Here is a 21,721-nt window from a genome sequence, read left to right as displayed (position 1 = left end):
GGCACCGTTTCGGAGGTTCGATGCGTGGGTTGATGCAGGACCGGCCCCTGGACGTCGCCGCGGTGATGCGGCGGGTGGAACAGTTCGGGCACAAGAAGATCGTCACCGCGACGGCGGCCGGGGAGGTCACCGCGACCTGGCGGGAGGTCGTCTCCCGCGCCCGCCTGCTCGCCGCCGCGCTCGGCGATCTCGGTGTTCCGCACCAGGCCCGCGTCGGGGCGTTCGGCTGGAATTCCCAGCGCTACGTGGAGCTTTACCTCGCCGTCCCGAGCAGCGGCCGCGTGCTGCACACCCTGAACCACCGCCTGTTCGCCGACGAGATCACCCATATCGTCAACGACGCGGCCGACGATGTCCTCTTCGTCGATCGTTCCCTGCTGCCACGGGTCTGGCCATTGGTGGACGGTTTCGGCAGTGTTCGCCGGATCGTGGTGATGGACGACGGCGCGACCGGGGAAATCCCGGCCGACCCGCGGATCGTCGATTACGAAGAATTGCTCGCCGGCGTGGGCGAACCGGCGCGGCCGGTGACGCCGGACGAAAACGAGGCCGCCTGCCTGTGCTACACCTCCGGCACCACCGGAAACCCCAAGGGCGTCCTCTACAGCCACCGTTCGATTGTCCTGCACGCCCTTTTGCTGCTCGGCGCGGACGCCTTCGCCATCAGCGAGCGAGACGTGGTCATGCCGATCGTGCCGATGTTCCATGTCAATGCCTGGGGTCTGCCCTACGCCGCGATGCTGGCCGGTTCGGACCTGGTCCTGCCCGGTCCGGCGATGAGCCCGGAAGCCCTTCTCGAACGGATGGCCCGGCACCGGGTCACCTTCTCCGCCGGTGTTCCCGCGATCTGGCGTGGCATACAGCCCCTTCTCGGCGAGGCCGACGTGTCCAGCCTCCGCATGGTGGTCAGCGGAGGAAGCGCGCTTCCGGACGCGCTTTCCCGGGCGTGGCAGGAAGCCACCGGAATTCCGCTGACCAGTTCGTGGGGCATGACCGAGACCAGCCCTCTCGTGGCCTGCGGGCGCCTTTCCAGCGTGCACGACGATCTCGATCCCGATGCCCGGCGCGTCAAACTCGGCCTGCCCGGCCCGTCGCTCCCCCTCACCGAACTCAGGATCGTCGACGACGACGGGAATCCGGTGGCGCACGACGGCGAAACCCCCGGCGAACTCCAGGTTTCCGGTCCGACCATCGCCTCCGGCTATTTCGGCGGCGACCCGGGCACGGACAAGTTCACCGAGGACGGCTGGCTGCGCACCGGTGACGTCGCCACCATCGACGAATACGGTTATCTCCGGATCGTCGACCGCACCAAGGACCTGGTGAAATCCGGCGGTGAGTGGATTTCCTCGGTCGCGTTGGAAAACGAGATCATGGCCCATCCCGATGTCGCCGAGGCGGCGGTCATCGGCGTCGTGGACGACAAATGGGGCGAGCGGCCACTGGCGTGCGTGGTGCCCGTCGCCGGACGCACGGTCGACGACCAGGGCATTCGCCGTCACCTCGAAGGACGGGTGGCGTCCTGGTGGATCCCGGAAAGGTTCTGGATCACCGACGAGATCCCCAAGACCGCGACCGGGAAGTTCTCCAAGGTGGCACTCCGGAAACTCGCGGCGGCACAAGGGATGAGCGCGCCCTAGCGGCGCGTCACCATCGCCTCGGCCACCTGGTCGTGGATCTTCAGCACGCGGGCGTCGAGTTCGTCGAGGGGGATTCCGGTGTCGCGCGCGAGCGCTTCGCGGAAGATGAGATAACCCTTGTAGGCGGCCACCATGAACGCGTGCGTGGCGATCGCGTCGGCGTCCGCGGGGAGATCGCCGACGGCTTGGTCGCGCTCCAGGGCGGCCCTGGTCTTTTCGATCTCGGGCAGCACGTGGTAGTCCGGATCCCGGTCGATCGCCAGCAGCGCCTCGACCAAAGTGGACACCGGGTTGGCCAGGGCGCTGCGGAACATCGCCCGGCGCCGCTGGAGGAACGACGCCTGCCAGTGCCGTTTCGCCCCGGCGGCCCACTGCCGGGCCCGGTAGGCGACGGCCGAGCGCAGCAGTGACCGGCGATCACCGAAGTACTGGTAGATCTGGCCCCGGTTGACCCCGGCGCGGTCGGCGACCTCCTGCAGATTGAGCCCGGCGAAGATGCCGTCGCGCTGGAGGAGCTCGAAGGTCGCCTCGAGCAGGTCCGCCTCGGTGCGAGCCCGGTCGCGCAGCCGCCGGCGCTGGGCCGCCTGTTCCGCGGTGTCTTTCACTCGATCTCCCCTGGGATGTCCGGCCGTCGAGGTCGCATGGTAGTGAACGGCTCACACGACGCCCTGCCCCCGCAGCACTTCGAGTTCGTCCGGAGTGAGACCGGCCAGCCCGCCCAGGACCTCGTCGGTGTGGGCGCCCAGCGTGGTGCCCGCCCACCGCACGGCGCCCGGTGTGGCGCTCATCCTGGGCAGCGGTGCGACCATCGGAACCTCGCCGAACTCGGGATCGGGGACGGTGATCACCGAAGCGCGGGCCCGGCAGTGCGGATCACGGACGAGGTCGGCGACGCTCATGATCGGCGACGCGGGGATGTCGGCGTCGCTGAGCGTCTTCATGACCTCCTCGGCGGTCAGCCCGGCGACCCACGCGCCGATGAGCGGATACAGCTCGTCGGCGTGCCGGACGCGCGAGGAGCGCGTCGCGAACCGGGGATCGTCGGCGAGGCCGGGCCGGCGCATCACCTCGGCCAGCCGGCGGAACAGCGGGTCCGTGCCGGCATGCAGGGAAACCCGCTGCCCGTCGGCGGTTTCGAAGTCCGAAGCCGGAACGATCGCCGGGTTCTTGTTGCCCAGGCGTTCGCGCACCTGGCCTTCGAGGCCGAACGAGGTCACCGAATCCTCGCTCGCGCGCAGTGCCGCCTCGTACAGCGCCAGGTCGATGACCTGTCCGGAACCCGAGACGCGGTCCCGGTGGTACAGGGCGGCCATCACCGAAAACGCCGCGAGGTAGGCGCTCATGTAGTCGATGACGGAGTACCCGCTGCGCACGGGCGGGCGCCCGGGCTCACCTGTGACGTAGGTGAGCCCGCTGTAGGCGCTGGCGATCCGGTCGAACGCGCCACGGTCGCGATACGGCCCGTCCAGGCCATACCCGGTCAGGTACAGAAACACCGCACGGGAATTGAGCGGCTGCAGATGCTCCGGCAGCATGCGGTAACGCTCGAGGGTCGGCGGGCGGAAGTTGGTCACCACCACGTCGAAGTGCGGCACGAGGCGGTGGAGCAACGCCTGGCCCTCCGGCGTCCTGAGATCGAGGGCCACGGACTTCTTGTTGCGGCCCTCCTGCAACCAGCTGGGGGACCGCCCGCCGCTCCGGGTGAAGTCGCCGACCTTCGGGTCTTCGATCTTGACCACCTCGGCGCCGAAGTCACCGAGAATCGTGGCCGAAACCGGTCCGGCGAGAACGGTCGCCGCGTCGAGGACCTTGATGCCGGCCAGCGCGTCGCTCATCGTGCGGTCTTCCTCCTTGGTCACCGGCCCTGCGCCGCGTCGATGACGAGCGACAGGTCCAGCAGTTCGGCGGGTTTGACGGCGTCGTTGTACTGCAGCGTGTTCGGCACCGCCCGGTACATCTGTTGCAGGCTGTCCACGGACTGGGCGGGCACGTTGAAGTCGAAGGAAACCGAAGGCGCGACCTTCAGCAGATCCGTGGTCGTGCCGAGGTTTTCGGCCACCTTCGCCATGACTTCGGCGTTGCCGTGGTAGTCACCGCTGAGGTAGGTGTTCACGGTGCGTTCCATCGCGCGGAAGAACGCCGTGCCCGCGGCGCGGTGCGCGTCGAGCAGGTCGGTCGTCGCGAAATACCCGGCGATCTGCATGGTCTTGGGATAACCCGGGGTCGCCTGGAAAGCGATGCCCGGATTGAGGCTCGCGGTGAAGGGCGGCCCGAGCGTGGCACCGTCGATGCTGCCGTTGTTGAGGGCCTGTGCCATCGCCGCGATATCGGTGAAAGGCGTCATCTTCACGTCGCCGGGGCTGAGCTTGCCTTTGGTGATGGCCTCGTAGAGCCCGTATTCCGACGGCGCCGCCAGCGCGCCCGGGTTGACGCCGATGTTCTTGCCCTTCAACACCGAGAAGTCGAAGTCCTGCGCGGACTTGCCGTACTTCGTGCTCAGGTAGACCCCGCTGTCCGGCGCGGACGAGGCGACGCCCGAAACCCAGCGCAGGGGCACGCCGTGCCGGAGTGCGTTGAACACCAGTGCCTGCGCCCCGGCGTAGGCGAGATCGATCTTGTTCTGGCCGAGGAGGGTGAGCAGGTTCGGCACCGTGTCGGTCACGAAGGTGACGTCGATGTTCTCCTTGGCGAACTCGCCGTAGGTCTGGGCGAGGAGCGCCGGTGCCTCCAGCTCCAGCTTCGACGGGATGCCGACCTTCAGCGACGCGCGTGTGGCCAGCGGCTTGGGTGCCGGGGTGCCCGGCTTGCCCGAAAGGCTCACGTCGGCGGGCAGTACCGGCACCTGTTTGGCGTTGGCCGCCTGGCTTCCGGTGGCACCGTTGCCGGACGGGGCGCAAGCGGCGGCCAACGCCAGACCGGTCGCGAGCAGTAGGGTCCACAGTGGACGTCGCTGGAATCTCGGGAACATGGTTTTCTCCTGGGGCAGGGGAGGGCGGCGGTCACGAACGGTGGAGCCGGGGGCGTTGCTGAGGGATCGCGAACTTCATCGCCCCGGTGACCAGGCCGGTGAAGGCCACGCCGATCAGGCCGGCGACGACCACGGCGGCGTACATCGTGGCCGGGTCGAACACCTGGGAGCGCTGGAAGATCAGGTAACCGAGGCCGCTGTCGCCCGACACCATCTCGATGCCGACGATGACCAGGATGGCGATGCCCGCGGTCAACCGGACCGAAGTCGCGATGGCGGGCATCGCGGCCGGGAGGATGACGTGCCGTAGCAACTGGGCCCGATTGGCGCCGAAGACGGCGGCGGCGTCACGGTAGCCCTGCTCGACCGAGATGACGGCGGTGGTCGACGCCAGCACCACGACGAAGAAGACGGTGACCGCCACCAGCACGATCTGCGGCAGCGAGCCGAGCCCGAAGATGAGCAGGAAGACCGGGAAAAGCGCGAGCTTGGGCAGCGTGTAGAGCGCGACCAGCGTGTGTTCGAGCGCGGCCCGGGCGAGCCACGACAGGCCGAGCAGCAGTCCGAGCGCGACGCCGGACACGACACCGATGCCGTACCCGATGAGCAGTTTGCGGACCGTGTCGCCGACGGCGCCGGTCAGGGTGCCGTCGCCGACGGAGAGCACACCGGCCTGCCAGATGGTGCTCGGGGCCGGGAAGAACCGGGTGTCGAGCGTGCCGGCCCTGGCCGAGAGCTCCCACGCCGCCACGAGCAGGACCGGGGTCGCCCAGGCGAGTGCGAGGGTCACCGCGCGCCGGCGGCGGGCGTGCTGTTTCGGGGCGCGCTCGGCGGCGCCGGGCCTGCGGCGGACGAGGTGACCTCCGCCGAGTTGTTCACGCGACGTCATGAGCGCGCTCAACTTCTTCCACCTCGCCTTTCAACAGTCGCCAGATGCGCTCTTCGAGGGCGCCGAATTCGGTTTCCGAGCGCACGGCCCGCGTGCGCGGCCGGGCGAAGGGGACTTCGATGTCGTCGAGGATCCGTCCGGGCCGCGACGAGAGGACGACGACCCGGTCGGCCAGCAGCAGGGCCTCGTCGATGGAATGGGTGACGAACAGGATGGTCCGGCGATGGGCTTCCCACACGCGCAGCAGCTCCTGCTGGAGCACCAGGCGCAGCTGGGCGTCCAGGGCGGCGAACGGCTCGTCCATCAGCAGGATTTCGGGGTTGGCCACGAACGCCCTGGCCAGGGCGACGCGCTGGCGCATCCCTCCGGAAAGGGTTGCCGGATAAGCGGATTCGAAGCCGCTCACCCCGGCCCGGTCGATCCAGTCGCGCGCGGCCGCGTTCGCCTCCCGGCGCGGCACGCCGGCGATGTCCAGGGGCAGCCGGACGTTCGCCAGGACGGTCTTCCACGGGAAGATGCCGTAGTCCTGGAAGACCATCGAACACAGCGGTGCCCGCGGATCGTGCCGGTCGATGACCACCTCGCCCACGGTCGGGGCGGCCAGCCCGGCGACGATACGGAGCAGGGTCGACTTACCGCACCCCGACGGGCCCACGATGGCGACGAACTGTCCTCTGTGGATGGACAGGTCGACCGGACCGAGGGCGTGGACCGTCTGGCGGCGGGCGACGAACGTCCGCTCGACGCCGGTCGCTTCGATCACGATTCCGGACATAGGGTGTCCTCCACGTCCACGGCGGCCCCTAACTAACGTTTCGTTAGTAACGTAACGCTAGTAGTGTCGTCTGGCAAGCATCACTTTGCTCGACCTCGGCGGCCCCCAGGCCAGAGCCCCGTGGCCGGGGCGCGGGATCCGGCCGGACGGCGCGGAATAGGATCTCCGGCATCCGGCGGCCGGCGCGTGAGGACGCGGTTCCGGAGCGGGAGAAACCGATGGTGGACGATCTTCGTGGGGTCAAGGATGGAATCAGGGGTCGTGGCAAGGGGTAAGGTTCTCAGTTTCGATCCGGTTCGGGGCTACGGTTTCATCGCTCCGGACAGCGGTGGTGAGGACGTTTTTCTGCACGTGAACGATTTGCTCGACGAGAAGAGCCGGTTGCGCACCGGCGTGCTGGTGGAGTTCCGGGTCGAGGGCGGCGAACGTGGTCCGAAGGCGTCTTCGGTGAAGATCGTCGAAACCGCCGCCGAGGTCAGGACGGTCCCGGCCGGGGACGACGGTGAAGACGCCGCTGACGGGTTCTGTGACGTGCTCGACCTGGTCGATTTCCGGGGCACGCTGACCGAGTTGCTGCTCGAAGCGGACCCGGGCCTGACCGCGGCGCAGATTCTCAAGGTGCGCCGTCAGCTGGAAGTGCTGGCCCTGAAGTACGGCTGGGTCGAGGCGACCTGATTCGGCTTTACCGTACCGGTGAGAGAAAGTAAAGGTCTAGACAAAACTGCTAGGCTCGAAACACGCGCTTTTCTCACCGAGGAGTCCGTCCGATGGCAGTACGGAACGCCTTTTTTCGCGCTCACACCCGGCGAGGTGCCGCGATCATCGCGGCCGCGCTCGCCGCTTCGGCTTCGCTCACGGGCTGCAGCGGCGGCGCGAGCGGCTCGAACGATGAGATCGCGGTCGCGCTGATCACCAAGACCAACACCAACCCCTATTTCGTGAAGATGCGCGACGGCGCCGAGCAGGCGGCGAAGACGGCCGGGGTCCGGCTGATGACCGCTGCGGGCGCCTACGACGGGGACAACGCCGGGCAGGTGACCGCGGTCCAGAACATGGTCGCGGCGGGCGTCAAGGGAATCATGATCACGCCCAACGACCCCAAGGCGATAGCCCCGACCCTGGACAAGGCCCGGCAGCAGGGTGTCGTGGTGATCGCGCTCGACACCCCGCCCAATCCGCGGTCCTCCGTGGATGCCTTGTACGCCACCGACAACGTCGACGCGGGCAAGCTCATCGGAGCGTACGCGAAGGCCGCCGAAGGCGGGAAACCGGTGAAGATCGCGATGCTCGATCTCTCGCCAGGGGTGACCGTCGGCGTCGATCGCCACACCGGATTCCTTCAGGGTTTCGGCCTTCCCGAAGGCGACCCGCGGATCGTCTGCGCGCAGGACACCAGCGGTGACCAGACCAAGGGCCAGACGGCGATGGAGAACTGCCTCCAGAAGGATCCGGGCATCAACCTGGTTTACGCGATCAACGAGCCCGCCGCGCTGGGCGCCTTCACCGCGCTGAAGGCCGTGGGCAAGGACGCGAGCACGATGATCGTGGCCATCGACGGCGGGTGTACCGGGGTGAAGGCGGTCCAGTCCGGCCAGATCGCGGCGACCTCGCAGCAGTATCCGCTGAAAATGGCGGCACAGGGCCTCGACGCGGTGGTCACTTTCGCCAAGACGGGCAAGAAACCTTCCGGTTACACCGACACGGGCGTCAACCTGATCACCGCGCACGCGCAGCCGGGGGTGGCTTCGAAGGACATCCAGTTCGGCCTCGACAACTGCTGGGGATGACGGGCATGACGACCACGGCCGTCCCCGCGCTGAGGCGGGCGCTGGCCCAACCGACGCTCGGCCCGCTCGCCGCGCTGGTTCTGGCGTGCGTCTTCTTCTCGACCCAGTCGAGCCGTTTCTTGACCACCGGCAACCTTTCCCTGGTGCTGCAACAGGTCATGGAGGTCGGCACGCTCGCCGTCGGCCAGACACTGGTGATCCTCACGGCGGGGATCGACCTCGCCAACGGCGCCGTGATGGCGCTGGGCGGGATCGTGATGACCAGGCTCGCGGTCGACAACGGCGTCCCGCCGGTCCTGGCGATCGTGCTGGCGATCGGCCTGTGCGCGGCGCTCGGCGCGCTGAACGGCACGCTGGTCACCCGGATCAAGCTGCCCCCGTTCATCGTCACGCTCGGCATGCTGAACATCGCGAGCGCGCTCACGTTCCTGTACTCGCGCCAGCAGACCGTCACCGGGCTGCCGTCCGAACTCAACGCGCTGGGCAACACCTTTCCGCTCGGTGGCGCGCATATCGCCTATGGCTCGATCGTGATGCTCGCGGCCTTCGCGGTGGCGTGGTACGTCCTGCGGAAAACCGCGACCGGACGCCACATCTACGCGGTGGGGGACAACCCGGAAGCCGCCCGGCTGACCGGGATCTCCACCCGACGGCTGCTGGTCGGCGTCTACACCGCGGCCGGTGCGCTCTACGGTGTCGCGGCGCTGCTGGTGGTCGCGCGGTCCGGGGTCGGGGATCCGAACGCCGGGCAGACGGACAACCTCGACAGCATCACCGCGGTCGTGCTCGGCGGGATCAGCCTGTTCGGTGGCCGCGGCAGCATCGTCGGCACGCTGTTCGGCGCCTTGCTGGTGGGCGTGATCCGCAACGGCCTGCAACTGATCGGCGTTTCGTCGGTCTATCAGCTGCTCATCACCGGTGTGCTGGTCATCCTGGCGGTTTCGGTGGACCAGCTGGCGCGCAGGAGGCGCAAGTGACGGCCATCGGCGTACGGCCCGTTCTCGAGGCCCGCGGTCTCGTCAAGCGGTACGGTCACGTGACCGCGCTGGACGGCGCCGACTTCGCGCTGTTGCCCGACGAGATCATCGCCGTGGTCGGGGACAACGGCGCGGGGAAGTCGACCCTGATCAAGGCGCTTTCGGGGGCGCTCGTCCCGGACGAGGGGGAAATCCTCCTCGACGGCAAGCCGGTGCGGTTCCACGGCCCGGCCGACGCCCGGCGAGCCGGAATAGAGACCGTCTACCAGGATCTGGCGGTCGCGCCGGCGCAGGACATCACGAGCAATCTTTTCCTGGGCCGGGAAATCCGGCGCAAGGGAATCCTGGGTTCGGTGTTCCGGGTGCTCGACACCCGCCGCATGCAGCGGGAAGCCGGAGAACATCTGGCCGCCCTGCGGATGCGGATCGGCTCGATCCGGCAACCCGTGGAAACGCTTTCCGGTGGCCAGCGCCAGGGCGTCGCCGTCGCGCGCAGTGCCGCCTTCGCCCGGCACGTCGTGATCATGGACGAGCCGACCGCGGCGCTGGGCGTCAAGGAGACCCGGATGGTGCTGGATCTCATTCTCCGCGTCCGGGACCGTGGGCTTCCGGTGATCCTCATCAGTCATGACATGCCCGCCGTGTTCGAGGTCGCGGACCGGGTACACATCCAACGGCTCGGCCGCCGCGTCGCGGTCGTGCGCACCAGCGAGATCGACACCGGCGGTGTGGTGGCGCTCATGACCGGCGCGACCCCCGGCCCCTGACGCACCACTGTGCTCCGAAAGGCGCGTGCTTCACAAGGACCGTGAGGAGACCGCTCGATGACGGCCCCGATCACGACCGTCCTGAAATCGTCGCCCGCACCCGAGAGTAGGTTTCGTTCATGGCATGTCGTATCAGTGAGCTCGTGCTCGGTTGCCGCGATCCCGAGATGCTCGCACGGTTCTGGTGTGCGGTCCTGGACTTCGTCGTGCTCGATCGCGAGGATGGCATGGTGGAGATCGGGCCGCGCGAAGGGTTCGGCGGTCCGCAGCCGACGATCATCCTCAGTCGCCGGGACGAGCCGGAGAAGGGGAAGTCCCGGCTGCACATCGACGTCAACGCCACCGACCGCGACCAGGACGCCGAACTCGAACGCCTCCTCGGGCTCGGTGCCCGCCCGGCCGACATCGGCCAGACGGGACAGGAAGAGTGGCATGTCCTCGCCGACCCCGAGGGCAATGAGTTCTGCCTGCTCAAGCGCCGCCTGGCCCCGCTCTGACGTCGTCCGCTACGAAGTCACCCCCGATCTAGTCCACAATGGAGCTGTAGACCAGCTGGCGAAGTTTCGACCGTAGCGGAAAAGCCTCCCCCGGGACGAGGATGCCGTTCCGGATGGGCAACAGCTGGGTCATGAACACGACGGTCAGGTCTTCCACCGGGTCGACCCAGAACACGGTGCTGGCCGCCCCGCCCCAGTAGTACTCGCCGGGGCTGGTGATGGTGTGTGACTTCACCGGGTCCATCACGACGGCGAAACCGAGCCCGAAGCCGACGCCGTCCAAGAAGGCCTGGGTGAACCCTCCGGTGGACAGTGTCGCGAGGTCACCGCTCAGGTGGTTGGCCGTCATGAGCCGCACTGTGCGGGGTGAAAGGATCCGGACGCCGTCGAGTTCCCCCTGACCCCTGAGCATCTGGGTGAATCGCACGTAGTCGGGAAGCGTCGACACCAGTCCGCCGGCCGCGGACAACACGCGCGGCGCGTGCCGGGCCCGGTCGCCGAGTTCGTCCGCCCGGACGGCCTGACCGGTCTCCACACCGGGCACATACAACGCGGCCAGGCGGCCTGCCCGGGTTTCGTCGGCGTAGAAGGCCGTATCGTCCATCCCGAGCGGACGGGTCACGCGCTCGGCGATCGCGACGTCGAGCGGCTGCCCGGACCAGATCTCGATCAGCCGTCCGAGCACGTCGGTGGACGAACCGTACCCCCACGCCGTTCCCGGCTGGAACAGCAAAGGCAGCCCAGCGATGTCGTCGCACAGCGAAGCCAAACTCGACGGCCCTGGCTGGCCGAGCCCGAAACCCGCCCGGCGGTACAGCGCGTCGACCACGGTGGTGTTGAGGAAGGGGGCGGTGATGCCGGAGGTGTGGGAAAGCAGGTGCCACACCCGGACCGGCTCGACCGCCGGCACCGCGACGAAGTCGTTGACCGAACCCCGGTCGTAGACGCGGACGTCGGCGAACGAGGGAATCCACCGGCTGACGGGATCGGTGAGTTCGAACGCGCCCTCTTCCCAGAGGGTCATCGCGGCGACGGAGGCGATCGGTTTGGTCATCGAAAAGATGCGCCACACCGTGTCGTCGGCGACCGGCAGCCCGGCTTCGCGGTCACGGTGACCACAGGCGGCGAGGTGGGCCACTTCTCCGTGTCTGGTGATGGCGAGCTGCCAGCCGGCGAGTTCGCCATCATCGACGTAGCGGGCGAAGTACTGGTCCAGCCTCTTGAGCCGCCCGTGGTCCAAACCGAGTGTCACAGTATTTCCCTCGCGAACTCACTGTGGTCGCCGTGACTGCCGCGCGTCGACGCCGGAGGTGTCACAGAGCAACCGCCGGCTTCGCGTCTTCGCTCGTGGTGGCCTTCTTTTCCCGGCGGATCGCCAGCATGAGCCCGGGCACCAGGGCGACACCGACCACGGCCGCGCCGACGACGACGTAGTACGGCGAGAGGAGGCTGCCGGTGGCTTCCTCGATCTCACCGTAGACGTACGGGCCGACGAATCCGCCGGTGATGCCGACCATGTTGATGAACGCGAGCCCGGCCGCCGCCACCAGTCCCGACATGCGCGACATGGCCACCGACCAGAACAACGGCAGGGTGCCCAGCGCGAAGAAGCTGGAGATGAAGATCAAGCCGATGCTCAGGAACGTGTTCTTCGAGAAGAGGAAGACGAGCATGATGATCAGCGTGGCGAGGGTGCACGCGCCGATCATTTCGATCTCCCGGCCGAAGCGGCGTTTGGCCCAGGGGAAGAACAGAACGCCGGCCAGCGCCGAGATGCCGCCCGCACCCGCGACGAGTCCGATCAGGACGGAGTTCTTGATGCCGAGGGTCTGCAACAGCGCCGGGTAGTTGAAGCCGACGCCGGAGCTGATCGCCTGGTTGATGAAATAGATCGCGGCGAGGAAGAGCACCACCGGGCGACCGAAAGCCAGGCGCAGGATTCCGCGCACTCGTGTCGCCGAGGGGGCGTCGTTGGCCACGGCGCGCGCCGACAGTTCGGCCGCTTCCTCCTGGGTGAGCCACTTCGCGTCGGTGGGCCGTCCGGGCAGGGCGAACCAGACCACGATGCCGATGAGCATCGTGACCACACCCTCGATCAGGAACATCCACTGCCACCCGTGCAGGCCGCCCAGGCCGTGGAGTTGCATGAGCGCCCCGCCCATGGTCGACCCGAGGAAGGTCGCGACACAGGGGGCGACGTAGATGATGCCCACCATCTTCACCCGGTGCTGCTGGGAGAACCACAGCGTGATCATGTACATCATGGCCGGGAAGAGGCCGGCCTCCGCGGCGCCCAGCAGCAACCGCAGGATGTAGAAGGAAACGGGGTTCCGCACGAACATCATGCAGGCGGACACCAGGCCCCAGGTCACCGCGATGCGGGTGATCCACACCCGCGGGCCGATGCGGTAGAGGACCAGGTTGCTCGGGATTTCGAGCAGGGCATAGGTCACGAAGAACAACCCGGCGCCGAGCCCGTAGGCGGCGGCGCCGACCCCGACATCGGCCGCCAGCGCCGTCTTCGCCAGCGCGACGTTGGTCCGGTCGACGTAGGACATGAAGTAGGCGATGCCCAGCACCGGCAGCAGCCGGGTCATGGCCTTCTTGGTCGCGAGTTCGTGCAGGAGATCTTTGGCGTTCCCCATTGGACGCCCTCCGGATTCGGTTGTTTCGACGGGGGACTCCGGTGCTCGACCCTGCCGCGGTTCCTCGCGTCAGGGCTTCCCACCTGCAATACTACGGAGTATCACGGTAGAGTGGCGGTCCTGTGGTGTCAATCGTCACATCGGCCGCGGATGACCAGGACAGGAAAAAACCCACGTCGGAACACCGGAGACCCACTCCGGGGCACACTCGGCGGTGGTGAAAGACAGCGAGGAGGAGGAGCCAGTGAGCGCGAGCCCCGAAGTGGTGGCCGACGTGCGGCGCAGGATTCTCGACGCCGCGGCGGAGGCGTTCATGCTCAGCGGGTTCGCCAACGCCACGATCGACGACATCGCCCGCGAGGTGGGCGCGACCAAGGGCCTGGTCTACTACCACTTCCGCTCGAAGTTCGACATCTTCCTCGCCGTCTACGAGGAGGGCATGCGCCGCGTCCGGGAGCGGGTCGAACCACTGGCACAGGGCCACGAAACCGGCCGGGACCGGTTGGCGGCCATGTCGGTCGGGCACCTGGTCAACCTGATGGAGGACCTCGCCTACCACCACGTCGTTCACCAGGCGGTGCGCGGCGAGGCTTCGACCGCACTCAAACCCCGTCAGCGGGACGCGCTGCTGGCCCTGAACGATCTCCGGCGTGACTACGAGCGAATGTTCCGCGGCGTTGTCGTGGAAGGAATCAAGGACGGCTCCCTTCGCGCGGTCGACGAGAAACTGGCCGCGCGGACGCTGCTCAGCAATCTCAACGCCGTCGACATGTGGTTCCGTCCGGTCGAAGGCCAGCCGGCCGGTGAACTGGACCGCCTCGCCCGCCGGATCGTCGACCTGCTGATTGGCGGTCTGGCCAGCGAAATCGACACTCCAACGGCCGATTGCGGTTCGTGAGGCCGGCGATACCGTGAATGGCGTGACCTGAAAAGGGCGCGCTCTTTCGGACCGGATCGATCCGCCCTGGTGATCGAAACGATCACCAGGGCAGGGTCATGAATCCGATGGCATTCACCGGTTCGAAGGGACAACTCCGTCATGGCCATACCTACCATCGCCAGTGTCAACCCGAGTTCCGGCACGACCGTCGGCGGTAACTCGGTGATCATCAAGGGCACGCTCGGGAGCTACACCTACGCCACCGGGATCAGCGTTTCGCCGAACTCCGGCACGGCCGCGGGCGGCAACACGGTGACCATCATCGGGACCAACCTGCTCAATGCCAGCAAGGTGAGGTTCGGCCTGCGGACCGGCGCGATCCAGGGGACTCCGACGTCAACCTCCGTGTCGGTGAAGGCGCCCGCGGGTGACCGCGACCGTCACCTGTGCCAACGGGTAACCCCGCAGGCGGGACGGTCACCTTCACCGACACGACGACGGGCAACGTCCTGGGGAGGTCAACCGGCGGCGCCACGGTGAACGGCACGCACGGGGTCATCGTGATCAGCGATGCGGGCGACGACGGCAACCCACCCTGTCCTGGCAACACCTTCCGGGGTTTGGAACGGCAATATCCCGCCGCCGGTCAACGACGGCAAACCCAACGTCGTCGGCGGTTTCCGAAACGGACAGTGCACCGGCCTGTAACCGCCGAGAAGAGCGATCCTGTTCTCTCCATCGTCCTCCGGGACGGCGGAGAGAACTCTTGTGGGGCAAGGATTTTTCGAGCGATGTCCACGATCGTGGTGTTGTTGGCGCATCTGTCGGGGGATTCGTCGCGGGAAAACACCCTAACGGCCCCCTCGGCACACCTGGACGGCCGATTACTTCCGATTCGAAGATGACTAAATTTCGGTGGTGTGTCCGGGACGAATTCCGCCAAGGCACCGCCGGGCGGCTGAACCGAGGAAGGGGGTCCGCGAGGACTGGAGACCATGCCGTCCTCGCCTTTCTCGATCAGCCGGAGACCACCGGCGGATGAAAGCCGCGGGGGCGTGACCCTGCCGATTTCCCCGCGCCCCCGCGGCCCCGCCACCGAGCACACGGCCGGCTCACCGGCGTGGGCGCCATGCCCGTGAGCCCGACGACAGCGGCAGTGGTCCCTCTCGCCACCCCGGCCATCAGTTCGCTCACCCCGTCCAGCGGTCCCACGTCCGGTGGCAACGATGTGGTGATCGCGGGCACCGGCTTGAGCGCGGTGCTGTCGGTCCATTTCGGATCTTCCACGGCCACGTTCGCCGAGGTGCCGTCCACTCGGCTCAACGTGATCGCTCCTCCCGGTTCCGGGACGGTGTCGGTCAATGTGACGACGGTCTCGGGCACGAGCAATTCGTTATCCTATATCTACTTTCCCCCGCCCACGCTGACGAGCCTGTCGGTGACCAGCGGTCCGTCGTCGGGCGGCAACAGCGTGACGCTCACCGGAACGAACCTCAGCGCCGCGACGTCGGTGCGTTTCGGTCCGTCGTCCGCGACGTTCACGGTGGTGTCGAGCACGCAGATCATCGCGACCGCGCCTCCCGGAACGGGAACGACAACGCCGGGCGGGACCAGTGCGGGCGTCGGCTACACCTACGTGGCGTCGCCGGGAAGCTGATTTCCGGCCACGCGTCACCATCGCGTGGCCGGCTGCACGGACCGGGATTCTCTGCGACACTGGCGAGTGAAAACCCACGGCGTACCCACGGTGCGCTCGGTTGCTTGTTTCAGCTGTTCATTTCATAGACCGAGCCTGGTTCCGGTTATCGAAGCCATGTCCTGCCCTTTCCGGTCTCGACTTCGTCCGACGGATTTCCGGGCGCGTCACAGCAGGAGAATTCATGCCTTTCATCACGCTCAAAGACGGCTCGCGGAAGTTCTACAAGGACTGGGGCACCGGGCGTCCCATCGTCTTCTCCCATGGCTGGCCGCTGACCGCGGACGCCTGGGACACCCAGGCGAACCTGGTCGCGTCGCAGGGATACCGGGCGATCACCTCCGACCGGCGCGGCCACGGCCGCTCCACCCAGACGTGGCAGGGCAACGAAATGGACACCTACGCCGACGATCTCGCGGAGCTGCTCGACCAACTCGACGTGCGGGACGCGGTCCTGGTCGGCCACTCGACCGGTGGGGGCGAGGTCGTCCGCTACCTCGGCCGACACGGCGCCTCCCGGGTCGGCGGGGCTGTTCTGCTCGGTGCGGTTCCGCCGCTCATGCTCAAGACCGACGCCAACCCCGAGGGCACGCCCATCGATGTCTTCGATGACATTCGTTCCGGCCTGGCACACGACCGTTCGCAGTACTACTACGACCTCAGCGAACCCTTCTACGGCTTCAACCGTAAAGGCGCCCGTGTTTCCGAAGGCAAACGGCGGGAGTTCTGGCTGTGGAGCATGACTGTCGGACTCAACGCCGCTCTGGAGTGTGTCAAGGCGTTCTCCGAGACCGATTTCACCGAGGATTTGAAGAAGATCGAGATCCCGGTTCTGATCGTGCACGGTGACGACGACCAGATCGTGCCGATCGCGGCCTCCGCCCTCAAGTCGGTCGAAATCCTGCCCAACGCGACCCTCAAGATCCACGAAGGCGCCCCCCACGGCCTGGTCGGCGAGCACGAAACTCGCTTCAACCACGAACTCGTCACCTTCATCAAAGGCTGAGAGACGGCCGGCGAGGTGTGAACTGCGAGGTGTCTTAGGAAAGGAGGCGGTCCCTTACCTGCCCGAGCTGGGCGTGGCTCGCTCCACCCTTCAGCAGGTAGGCCCGCACGCCACCATGGCGGTTGTCCAGGTGGGCCAAGGTCCGCAGGATGGTGTCGCCGCTGCAGCCCTCCGTGAGCGCGTAATCCAGGGCGATCGACGCGGGTGGCACACCGGCAATGCTCAACGCGAGCGCCACGAGCACCCCTGTCCGGTCTCGACCGGCGCCGCAATGCACCGCGAGGGGGCCCGGCGGCGCGTCACTCAGCAGAATGAAGACGTCAGTGATCTGACGTTGGTTGTCGTCGAGCATGGTCCGGTAGGCGTCCGGCATGGTGGTGCCTTGTTCCGCCAGTTCGGCAATCAACGGCGCGTCGCGGTACACGGGATCGTCTGTGAAGGGGCTGGGCTCCTGCGCGGTTTCGTGCGCCCAACGGAGGTCCAGGATGCGACTGAGCCCCACGGCACGAACCGCCGCTGTCCCCTCGGCGGTCAACCGGCTGTGGCTGTCCGATCTGAGAAGCGCGCCGAAGCGGATTCGCCGACCGTCGGACGAGGGCAACCCGCCGACGTCACGGCCGTTGAGGCAGCCTTCCCAATTCAATATCATCAGCAACTCCAAGGCCACGAGGAACGTCGTTCGCCGACTGCGGATCGCGGGTCGAGTTGCCGCGCTGAATGATCCACCAGTCGTGTGCCGCACCGGTCGAGAGACTGTTTTCCCGGGCAGATCGCCGGGTGCCTTGCTGACACGTTGGCGTCGGTTGCCGGCCGGGGTCCTTCTCGCCGGTAGTGCCGACAAGTGCGAGGAGGCCCCGGTGTTTGGTGAGCGTACGAGTGTTGGGTTGGATGCGCACGCTCGTTCGGTGGTGCGCAGGTAATCGATGGCCAAACCGGCGAGGCGTTTCGGGCTCGGTTGTCGTGGCGCCGTCAAAGCTCCAGCGACCCGGCGGTGATCGGATCACGACAAATGCGCGGCTGTTGCGTCTGGATGAGGCCGGGGACATCATCCTGCCCCTTGACGAACAGTCACCCACCCCATATCAGAATGGCGGTGGTTCATCGGGGTCGGGAGGAGGGCTCGGCTGCGGTGGTCCGTCGCCGGTATCAGGGTTATCGGCGTTGGGTTCACCACCGGCTCTACTGTCCATTGTGGACGCGTCTCCTGGGGAGGGATCCTCTTCCGGTTCGAGTGGACGGGGTGGGTGGAGTGGTTCGGGTTCGGTGGTGTGGTGGTTTCCGGTGGGGGTGGTCACGGTGAGGCGGCCGGTGGTTTTGTCGAGGTGGAATCGCCATCCTGGCTGGTCTTTGAGTCGATGGTGTCTCCGGCAGAGGGCGATGAGGTTTTCATCCGCTGTTTCACCGTGGTCGGCGATCCATTGTTCGCTGTGGTCGAGGTCGCTGGCTTGGGCGGGTCGGTGGCATTGGGGGAAGCGGCATTCGCGGTCGCGGATCTGGATCAGCCGGGCGAGGTCTTTCGGTGGCCGGTAGGCGTTGCGCCCTACCGACACCACCTGCCCGGTCTCGGGGTCGGTGATCACTCGCCGGACGGTCGCGTTGTCGCCGTAGGCGATCCTGCGTGCCAGCCACGCCGGAATCACCCCGTGACCCGCCAGGTTGCCGGGCTCGTCATTGAGACCGAGCCAGGTGTGGAAGTCGAGATAGACAAACACCTCGGCGCGGGGGCCTACCCGGACACCGTGGTTGTCGGTGAGGAGCAGGTCGGAGTACACCTCGGCTCGGTGCTGCTCCAAGGTTTTGGTTTTGTCCTTGCGGCGTCGGCGGCGGGCTTCGGTGTCGATACGGCGACAAGCGGCGGCGCCGTCCTCGGCGGGGAGATCCCCGCACAGCCGGACCATGCCTTCGTCCATGGGGATGAGTTCGACCCGCCGTTGGGCGCGGCGGGCGCGGCACCGTTGGGCGTAGCCGTCGGGGTCGACCTTGATCACGGCGAGGTTGGTGGACCGGCGCAGACCGCCGGGATCCTTGCCCGCCAAGCGGGTGGCCATGATGGTGTCGACTTCGCGGGCCTGTTCGTCGGTGAGGGTCGCGGTGGGTTCGTGGATTTTCGAGGCCTTGAAACCATCCAGTTCGCCGCGCCGCATCGCCTCCAGCGTGCGGGGCAGCCGGGTGGTCAACGCCCGGGCAAGGTCGACCTGGTTTTCCGCCGTGTTTCTCCCGATCGCGAGCGCGAGCGCCAGTTCCTGCGGAACGGTCGCGGGTTCTTCCGCGGTACGGGTGAAGCGCGCCAGGACCTCGAAATACCGTGCCTGCGCCCAATTCACCACCGCCTGCGCCGTTCGCAGCTCACCCAGCATGCCCTCCCGGCCGGCCGGGATGTCCGGGAACTCCGGCAGGTCCGGGAAGCCGGGAAGCGTGGGAAGGTCGGGCGCGCTCATACGTCTATTTTATCGAACGAATGAACGCAGCTGGCTAGGTAAAGACCCAGACCACCGGAAAGTGTGAAAACGGCCCGTAGTGACCACGCGGACGCCGCGCGGCCGGGCTTGAAAACGGTCAAGTGAACGGGCTTCCGTCAGCCGAAGCCGAAGCCGAAGCCGAAGCCGAAGCCGAAGCCGAAGCCGAAGCCGAAGCCGAAGCCGGGTCACCTACGCTGCTTCGCGAACGTTGGGCGTACACGGCCAGCGGCACGTCGACATGCCCCGTGGCGGTGCAGGGCGGTCACCGTGAGGTCGATCTTGGCGCGTAGAGCGGGATCGTCGAAACAACAGAAGACGCGCGACGACGCGTCAGGGTAGTTCATCTCCGTACACGTAAGGGGTTCCGTTCCGCTACCAGTGCGGCGGCAGCATGGCCCCGCGAGATCACCGCACCGTCAGGCGGTGTGCGCGGTCGAGCAGCACCTCCGCTCGTGCCTGGGCCGACCGCAGGGAGCCGAACGTGGGCGCTCGTCCGTCGGCCGCCTCGGCGAGGCGTGCCTTCATTTCGCGTGCCAGCTGGTCCCGTTCGTCGGCCAACCGGGTGAGCAGCCACTGTTCCCGTTGGAACGCCTCGTCGTGACCCGCCGAACCGCCGGCGAGCGCGGCCGTGTCGGCGATCAGGGTGTCGGTGGCGAACGCTCCGACGCTGGAATTGAGCTGCTGGTAAAGCGCCGCGAGCCGTTCGGTCGCGGCCAGGGCGGGAGGACGCGAGGTGAGGATCTGGCTGATCACGCGCCCGTCGGAGACATAGTCGTCCTTCAGGTGGGTGAGGTAGAGCAGGGTGGGCCGCAGATCGGTTTCCTCGACCCAGGTGCCCACGGTGCTCGCCTGCGGCACGGTGTGCGTGGAGTTCGGGTCGTGGGATTCGTTGCCCCCAGCCGGATCAGGCCCGTCGATGCCCCTCGCGGCGACTCCGGGACCGGCGACGGCCGCCCAGGTGATGTCGATGTTCGGGCTGTAGTAACCGTGGTTCCACGCGTAGCGGCCCTGCACGCTGACGTTCGGGCCGGAGGTGGCGAAGTAGAAGTCCGGCTTCGGGAAGACCGTGTAGGTCGGGGTGCGCAGCGGGTCGGCGGCGTCCAGATGCAGGACGCGTTGTTCCACCGCACCGGCCTGGTAGTTCACGACCTTCTCGCCGTTCACGCCGGTGTAGGGGTCGTCGGCGGTCATCGCCGCGGTGTCACGCTGGAGTTGCCGCACCGCCGGGTCGTCGGGCTTGGGCATGCCGTGCGCGTAGATCGCCGCACCCTGCGGTTCGATGTCGAACTTGGTGCCGCTGCTCGCGGTGCCGGACAGGAGACCGTTGATGTTCGTGGCGAGTTCGCCGACCTGACCGGCGGCGTAGTGGCAGGGCACGCTCACCCCGTCGCAACCGCTGGGGGAGGGCTGCATCGCGCGTCCGGCGTTCGCCCCGGCGAACTGGTCGTTCTCCTCTGCGCTGATCACGAACAACGTGTTCTTCGGCGTGATGCCGTCCTTGGCGAGGCGGTCGAAGAACTTCGCGAAGGCCGCGTCGTAGGCCTTCGCGTTGTCGGCGTAGCAGCTGTCACCCGGTCCGATCGCGTAGCCGGTCCCGGTGGCGCTCGCCGTGGTGCAACCGGAGGTGCCCGGCTTGCGCTCGTGCAGATCGGAGATATAGCCGTAGGTGACCGGAATGCCGCTTTCCTGCATGTCGGCGAGGTAGGCCAGGGACTGCGAGGCGGTCGGGTTGAAGCCGGGGAAACCGGGCTTCCCGGTGGAACTGTTGGTCATCGCGTTGCCGTCGAGGTCGGTGAGGGTGCCCGCGGCGTCGGTCACCGGGTAACCGTTCCGGCTCAGCGACGGCGTTCCCGCACCGAGGCCGGGCATGACGTACCTCGCGCCGAACAAGGCCTGGTAACCGGTGTAGCCGCCGGGCTCGGTCGGCAGCGCGTCGGCCACCGCGCTGGGAGACGGCGTGGTCTGGCCGAACTTCACCGCCCGCGCCGCGGAACAGGTGTCGTCGCCCTTGGCGCAGTGCACGGCGACACCGGTGTAGTCGGCGGTTTCGGCGTCCTTGAAGTTCGACGGATCGGCGTTGTACTGCGCGACTTCCGGTGAGCCCGCGCCGAACACCGAAGGCAGATCCAGTTTGGTGTTCTCCAGCACCATGTTGGCGGTGGAGAAGTCGCCGACCGAGCACCCGGCGCGGGTGAAGGGCACCCACGGCGCGGGCGTCTGCCGTCCGGTATCACCCGGTTTCCCGTCGGAATAGACCATCGTGGGCGCCGTGTCGTGGCCGGTGGTCGGGGCAGGGGCGGTGTCGTAGACCGGATCCGTCCAGTAGGCGAACGAGCCCGCCGGGTCGGTGGTGCCGTCGGGGTTGTAGGTGCGGTAAGAGTTGGACACCGGCTGACCGTGGCGGTCGCCGTAGAGCCCGGTGTAGATGCTCAGGCTGTCGTCGGCCGTGTGCGCGATCAGCGGAGTGTGCACATTGGACAGGACGGTGCCGTTGGCCTTCAGGAAGCCGAGCAGGTGCGGCATCCGCTCCAGATCCGAGGGCACGGCCGGGTTGTCGCGGAAGAAGTGCACGTTGTCGAACACGAGGTTGACCACGTGCTTGACCCCGTTGCCCAGTCGGCAGCCGCCCGCCGCCGTGGCGCCCGCCGCCGGTGCCGCGGCCGCCCCCGTGGCGGCCAGCGCCGCGGCGACGGCGAGCCCCATGACTCGTCTTCCCGGTTTCACGTCCATGCCCG

21 protein-coding genes are annotated in these 21,721 nt (G+C 67.4%); 11 read left to right on the top strand and 10 right to left on the bottom strand.

Annotated elements, in window-relative coordinates:
* Window positions 1-20: 20 nt before the first annotated feature.
* Window positions 21-1,640, top strand: coding sequence for a long-chain fatty acid--CoA ligase (locus ACFSXZ_RS31205; RefSeq protein ID WP_378269045.1), 1,620 nt, complete (start codon window positions 21-23; stop codon window positions 1,638-1,640).
* Here ACFSXZ_RS31205 and ACFSXZ_RS31200 read toward each other — a convergent pair.
* From ACFSXZ_RS31200 to ACFSXZ_RS31180, 5 genes are read right to left on the bottom strand one after another with little or no spacing between them, the layout of a single operon-like run.
* Window positions 1,637-2,245, bottom strand: a complete 609-nt coding sequence (locus ACFSXZ_RS31200) for a TetR/AcrR family transcriptional regulator (RefSeq protein WP_378269044.1) — start codon at window positions 2,243-2,245, stop codon at window positions 1,637-1,639. The genes ACFSXZ_RS31205 and ACFSXZ_RS31200 overlap by 4 nt on opposite strands.
* Before the next feature lie 51 nt (window positions 2,246-2,296).
* Window positions 2,297-3,475 carry a CaiB/BaiF CoA transferase family protein gene (locus tag ACFSXZ_RS31195; protein WP_378269043.1) on the bottom strand — a complete coding sequence of 393 codons (1,179 nt, stop codon included), beginning with the start codon at window positions 3,473-3,475 and terminating at the stop codon, window positions 2,297-2,299.
* 20 nt (window positions 3,476-3,495) lie between these two features.
* Window positions 3,496-4,608, bottom strand: coding sequence for an ABC transporter substrate-binding protein (locus tag ACFSXZ_RS31190; RefSeq protein WP_378269042.1), 1,113 nt, complete (start codon window positions 4,606-4,608; stop codon window positions 3,496-3,498).
* 31 nt (window positions 4,609-4,639) lie between these two features.
* Complete coding sequence (locus ACFSXZ_RS31185; RefSeq protein ID WP_378269040.1) at window positions 4,640-5,497, bottom strand: ABC transporter permease; 858 nt, start codon at window positions 5,495-5,497, stop codon at window positions 4,640-4,642.
* Window positions 5,484-6,272, bottom strand: coding sequence for an ABC transporter ATP-binding protein (locus ACFSXZ_RS31180; RefSeq protein ID WP_378269038.1), 789 nt, complete (start codon window positions 6,270-6,272; stop codon window positions 5,484-5,486). Before ACFSXZ_RS31180 ends, ACFSXZ_RS31185 begins: the two co-directional genes overlap by 14 nt.
* Window positions 6,273-6,533: 261 nt before the next feature.
* On the opposite strand from ACFSXZ_RS31180, the gene ACFSXZ_RS31175 reads away from it, so the two are divergent.
* From ACFSXZ_RS31175 to ACFSXZ_RS31155, 5 genes are all read left to right on the top strand, one after another.
* Window positions 6,534-6,947: a cold-shock protein gene (locus ACFSXZ_RS31175; protein WP_378269037.1), complete on the top strand. Its 414-nt coding sequence runs from the start codon at window positions 6,534-6,536 to the stop codon at window positions 6,945-6,947.
* Window positions 6,948-7,039: 92 nt separating this feature from the next.
* Window positions 7,040-8,059 carry a substrate-binding domain-containing protein gene (locus ACFSXZ_RS31170; RefSeq protein ID WP_378269035.1) on the top strand — a complete coding sequence of 340 codons (1,020 nt, stop codon included), beginning with the start codon at window positions 7,040-7,042 and terminating at the stop codon, window positions 8,057-8,059.
* A 5-nt stretch (window positions 8,060-8,064) separates the two neighbouring features.
* Window positions 8,065-9,036 (top strand): ABC transporter permease, encoded by a 972-nt coding sequence (locus ACFSXZ_RS31165; RefSeq protein WP_378269033.1) that lies wholly within the window; start codon window positions 8,065-8,067, stop codon window positions 9,034-9,036.
* Window positions 9,033-9,803 (top strand): ATP-binding cassette domain-containing protein, encoded by a 771-nt coding sequence (locus ACFSXZ_RS31160; RefSeq protein WP_378269032.1) that lies wholly within the window; start codon window positions 9,033-9,035, stop codon window positions 9,801-9,803. The genes ACFSXZ_RS31165 and ACFSXZ_RS31160 overlap by 4 nt, the downstream gene beginning before the upstream one ends.
* 119 nt (window positions 9,804-9,922) lie before the next feature.
* Window positions 9,923-10,300, top strand: a complete 378-nt coding sequence (locus ACFSXZ_RS31155; protein WP_378269031.1) for a VOC family protein — start codon at window positions 9,923-9,925, stop codon at window positions 10,298-10,300.
* A 28-nt stretch (window positions 10,301-10,328) separates the two neighbouring features.
* Here the strand turns inward: ACFSXZ_RS31155 and ACFSXZ_RS31150 are convergent, their stop codons facing one another.
* Window positions 10,329-11,552: a serine hydrolase domain-containing protein gene (locus ACFSXZ_RS31150; RefSeq protein ID WP_378269030.1), complete on the bottom strand. Its 1,224-nt coding sequence runs from the start codon at window positions 11,550-11,552 to the stop codon at window positions 10,329-10,331.
* Window positions 11,553-11,613: 61 nt separating this feature from the next.
* Window positions 11,614-12,945 carry an MFS transporter gene (locus ACFSXZ_RS31145; protein WP_378269029.1) on the bottom strand — a complete coding sequence of 444 codons (1,332 nt, stop codon included), beginning with the start codon at window positions 12,943-12,945 and terminating at the stop codon, window positions 11,614-11,616.
* Between the two features lie 244 nt (window positions 12,946-13,189).
* Between ACFSXZ_RS31145 and ACFSXZ_RS31140 the strand changes: the two genes are divergently transcribed.
* The 4 genes from ACFSXZ_RS31140 to ACFSXZ_RS31125 all read left to right on the top strand — a co-directional run bounded on the left by ACFSXZ_RS31140 (window position 13,190) and on the right by ACFSXZ_RS31125 (window position 16,527).
* Entirely contained in the window at window positions 13,190-13,843 is a 654-nt protein-coding gene (locus ACFSXZ_RS31140; protein ID WP_378269027.1) for a TetR family transcriptional regulator, read from the top strand.
* 141 nt (window positions 13,844-13,984) lie between these two features.
* Complete coding sequence (locus ACFSXZ_RS31135) at window positions 13,985-14,365, top strand: IPT/TIG domain-containing protein (protein WP_378269026.1); 381 nt, start codon at window positions 13,985-13,987, stop codon at window positions 14,363-14,365.
* A 589-nt stretch (window positions 14,366-14,954) separates the two neighbouring features.
* Window positions 14,955-15,482 carry an IPT/TIG domain-containing protein gene (locus tag ACFSXZ_RS31130; RefSeq protein WP_378269025.1) on the top strand — a complete coding sequence of 176 codons (528 nt, stop codon included), beginning with the start codon at window positions 14,955-14,957 and terminating at the stop codon, window positions 15,480-15,482.
* A gap of 223 nt (window positions 15,483-15,705) precedes the next feature.
* Window positions 15,706-16,527 (top strand): alpha/beta fold hydrolase, encoded by an 822-nt coding sequence (locus ACFSXZ_RS31125; protein WP_378269024.1) that lies wholly within the window; start codon window positions 15,706-15,708, stop codon window positions 16,525-16,527.
* Window positions 16,528-16,561: 34 nt separating this feature from the next.
* Here the strand turns inward: ACFSXZ_RS31125 and ACFSXZ_RS31120 are convergent, their stop codons facing one another.
* Both ACFSXZ_RS31120 and ACFSXZ_RS31115 read right to left on the bottom strand, forming a co-directional pair.
* Window positions 16,562-17,194 carry a tyrosine-protein phosphatase gene (locus ACFSXZ_RS31120; protein ID WP_378269023.1) on the bottom strand — a complete coding sequence of 211 codons (633 nt, stop codon included), beginning with the start codon at window positions 17,192-17,194 and terminating at the stop codon, window positions 16,562-16,564.
* Window positions 17,195-17,609: 415 nt separating this feature from the next.
* A complete protein-coding gene (locus tag ACFSXZ_RS31115; RefSeq protein WP_378269022.1) occupies window positions 17,610-18,965 on the bottom strand; it encodes an HNH endonuclease in 1,356 nt (451 codons plus the stop codon).
* Window positions 18,966-19,087: 122 nt separating this feature from the next.
* Between ACFSXZ_RS31115 and ACFSXZ_RS31110 the strand changes: the two genes are divergently transcribed.
* Window positions 19,088-19,276, top strand: a complete 189-nt coding sequence (locus ACFSXZ_RS31110; RefSeq protein ID WP_378269021.1) for a hypothetical protein — start codon at window positions 19,088-19,090, stop codon at window positions 19,274-19,276.
* A gap of 115 nt (window positions 19,277-19,391) precedes the next feature.
* Here the strand turns inward: ACFSXZ_RS31110 and ACFSXZ_RS31105 are convergent, their stop codons facing one another.
* A complete protein-coding gene (locus tag ACFSXZ_RS31105) occupies window positions 19,392-21,716 on the bottom strand; it encodes a hypothetical protein (RefSeq protein WP_378269019.1) in 2,325 nt (774 codons plus the stop codon).
* Window positions 21,717-21,721: the final 5 nt, after the last annotated feature.

The sequence above is a fragment of the Amycolatopsis pigmentata genome, from assembly GCF_042684065.1.
Classification (GTDB): domain Bacteria; phylum Actinomycetota; class Actinomycetes; order Mycobacteriales; family Pseudonocardiaceae; genus Amycolatopsis_E; species Amycolatopsis_E pigmentata.
The sequence above is the reverse complement of the archived record's forward strand: the minus strand, read 5'-3'. Positions and strand labels throughout refer to the sequence as shown.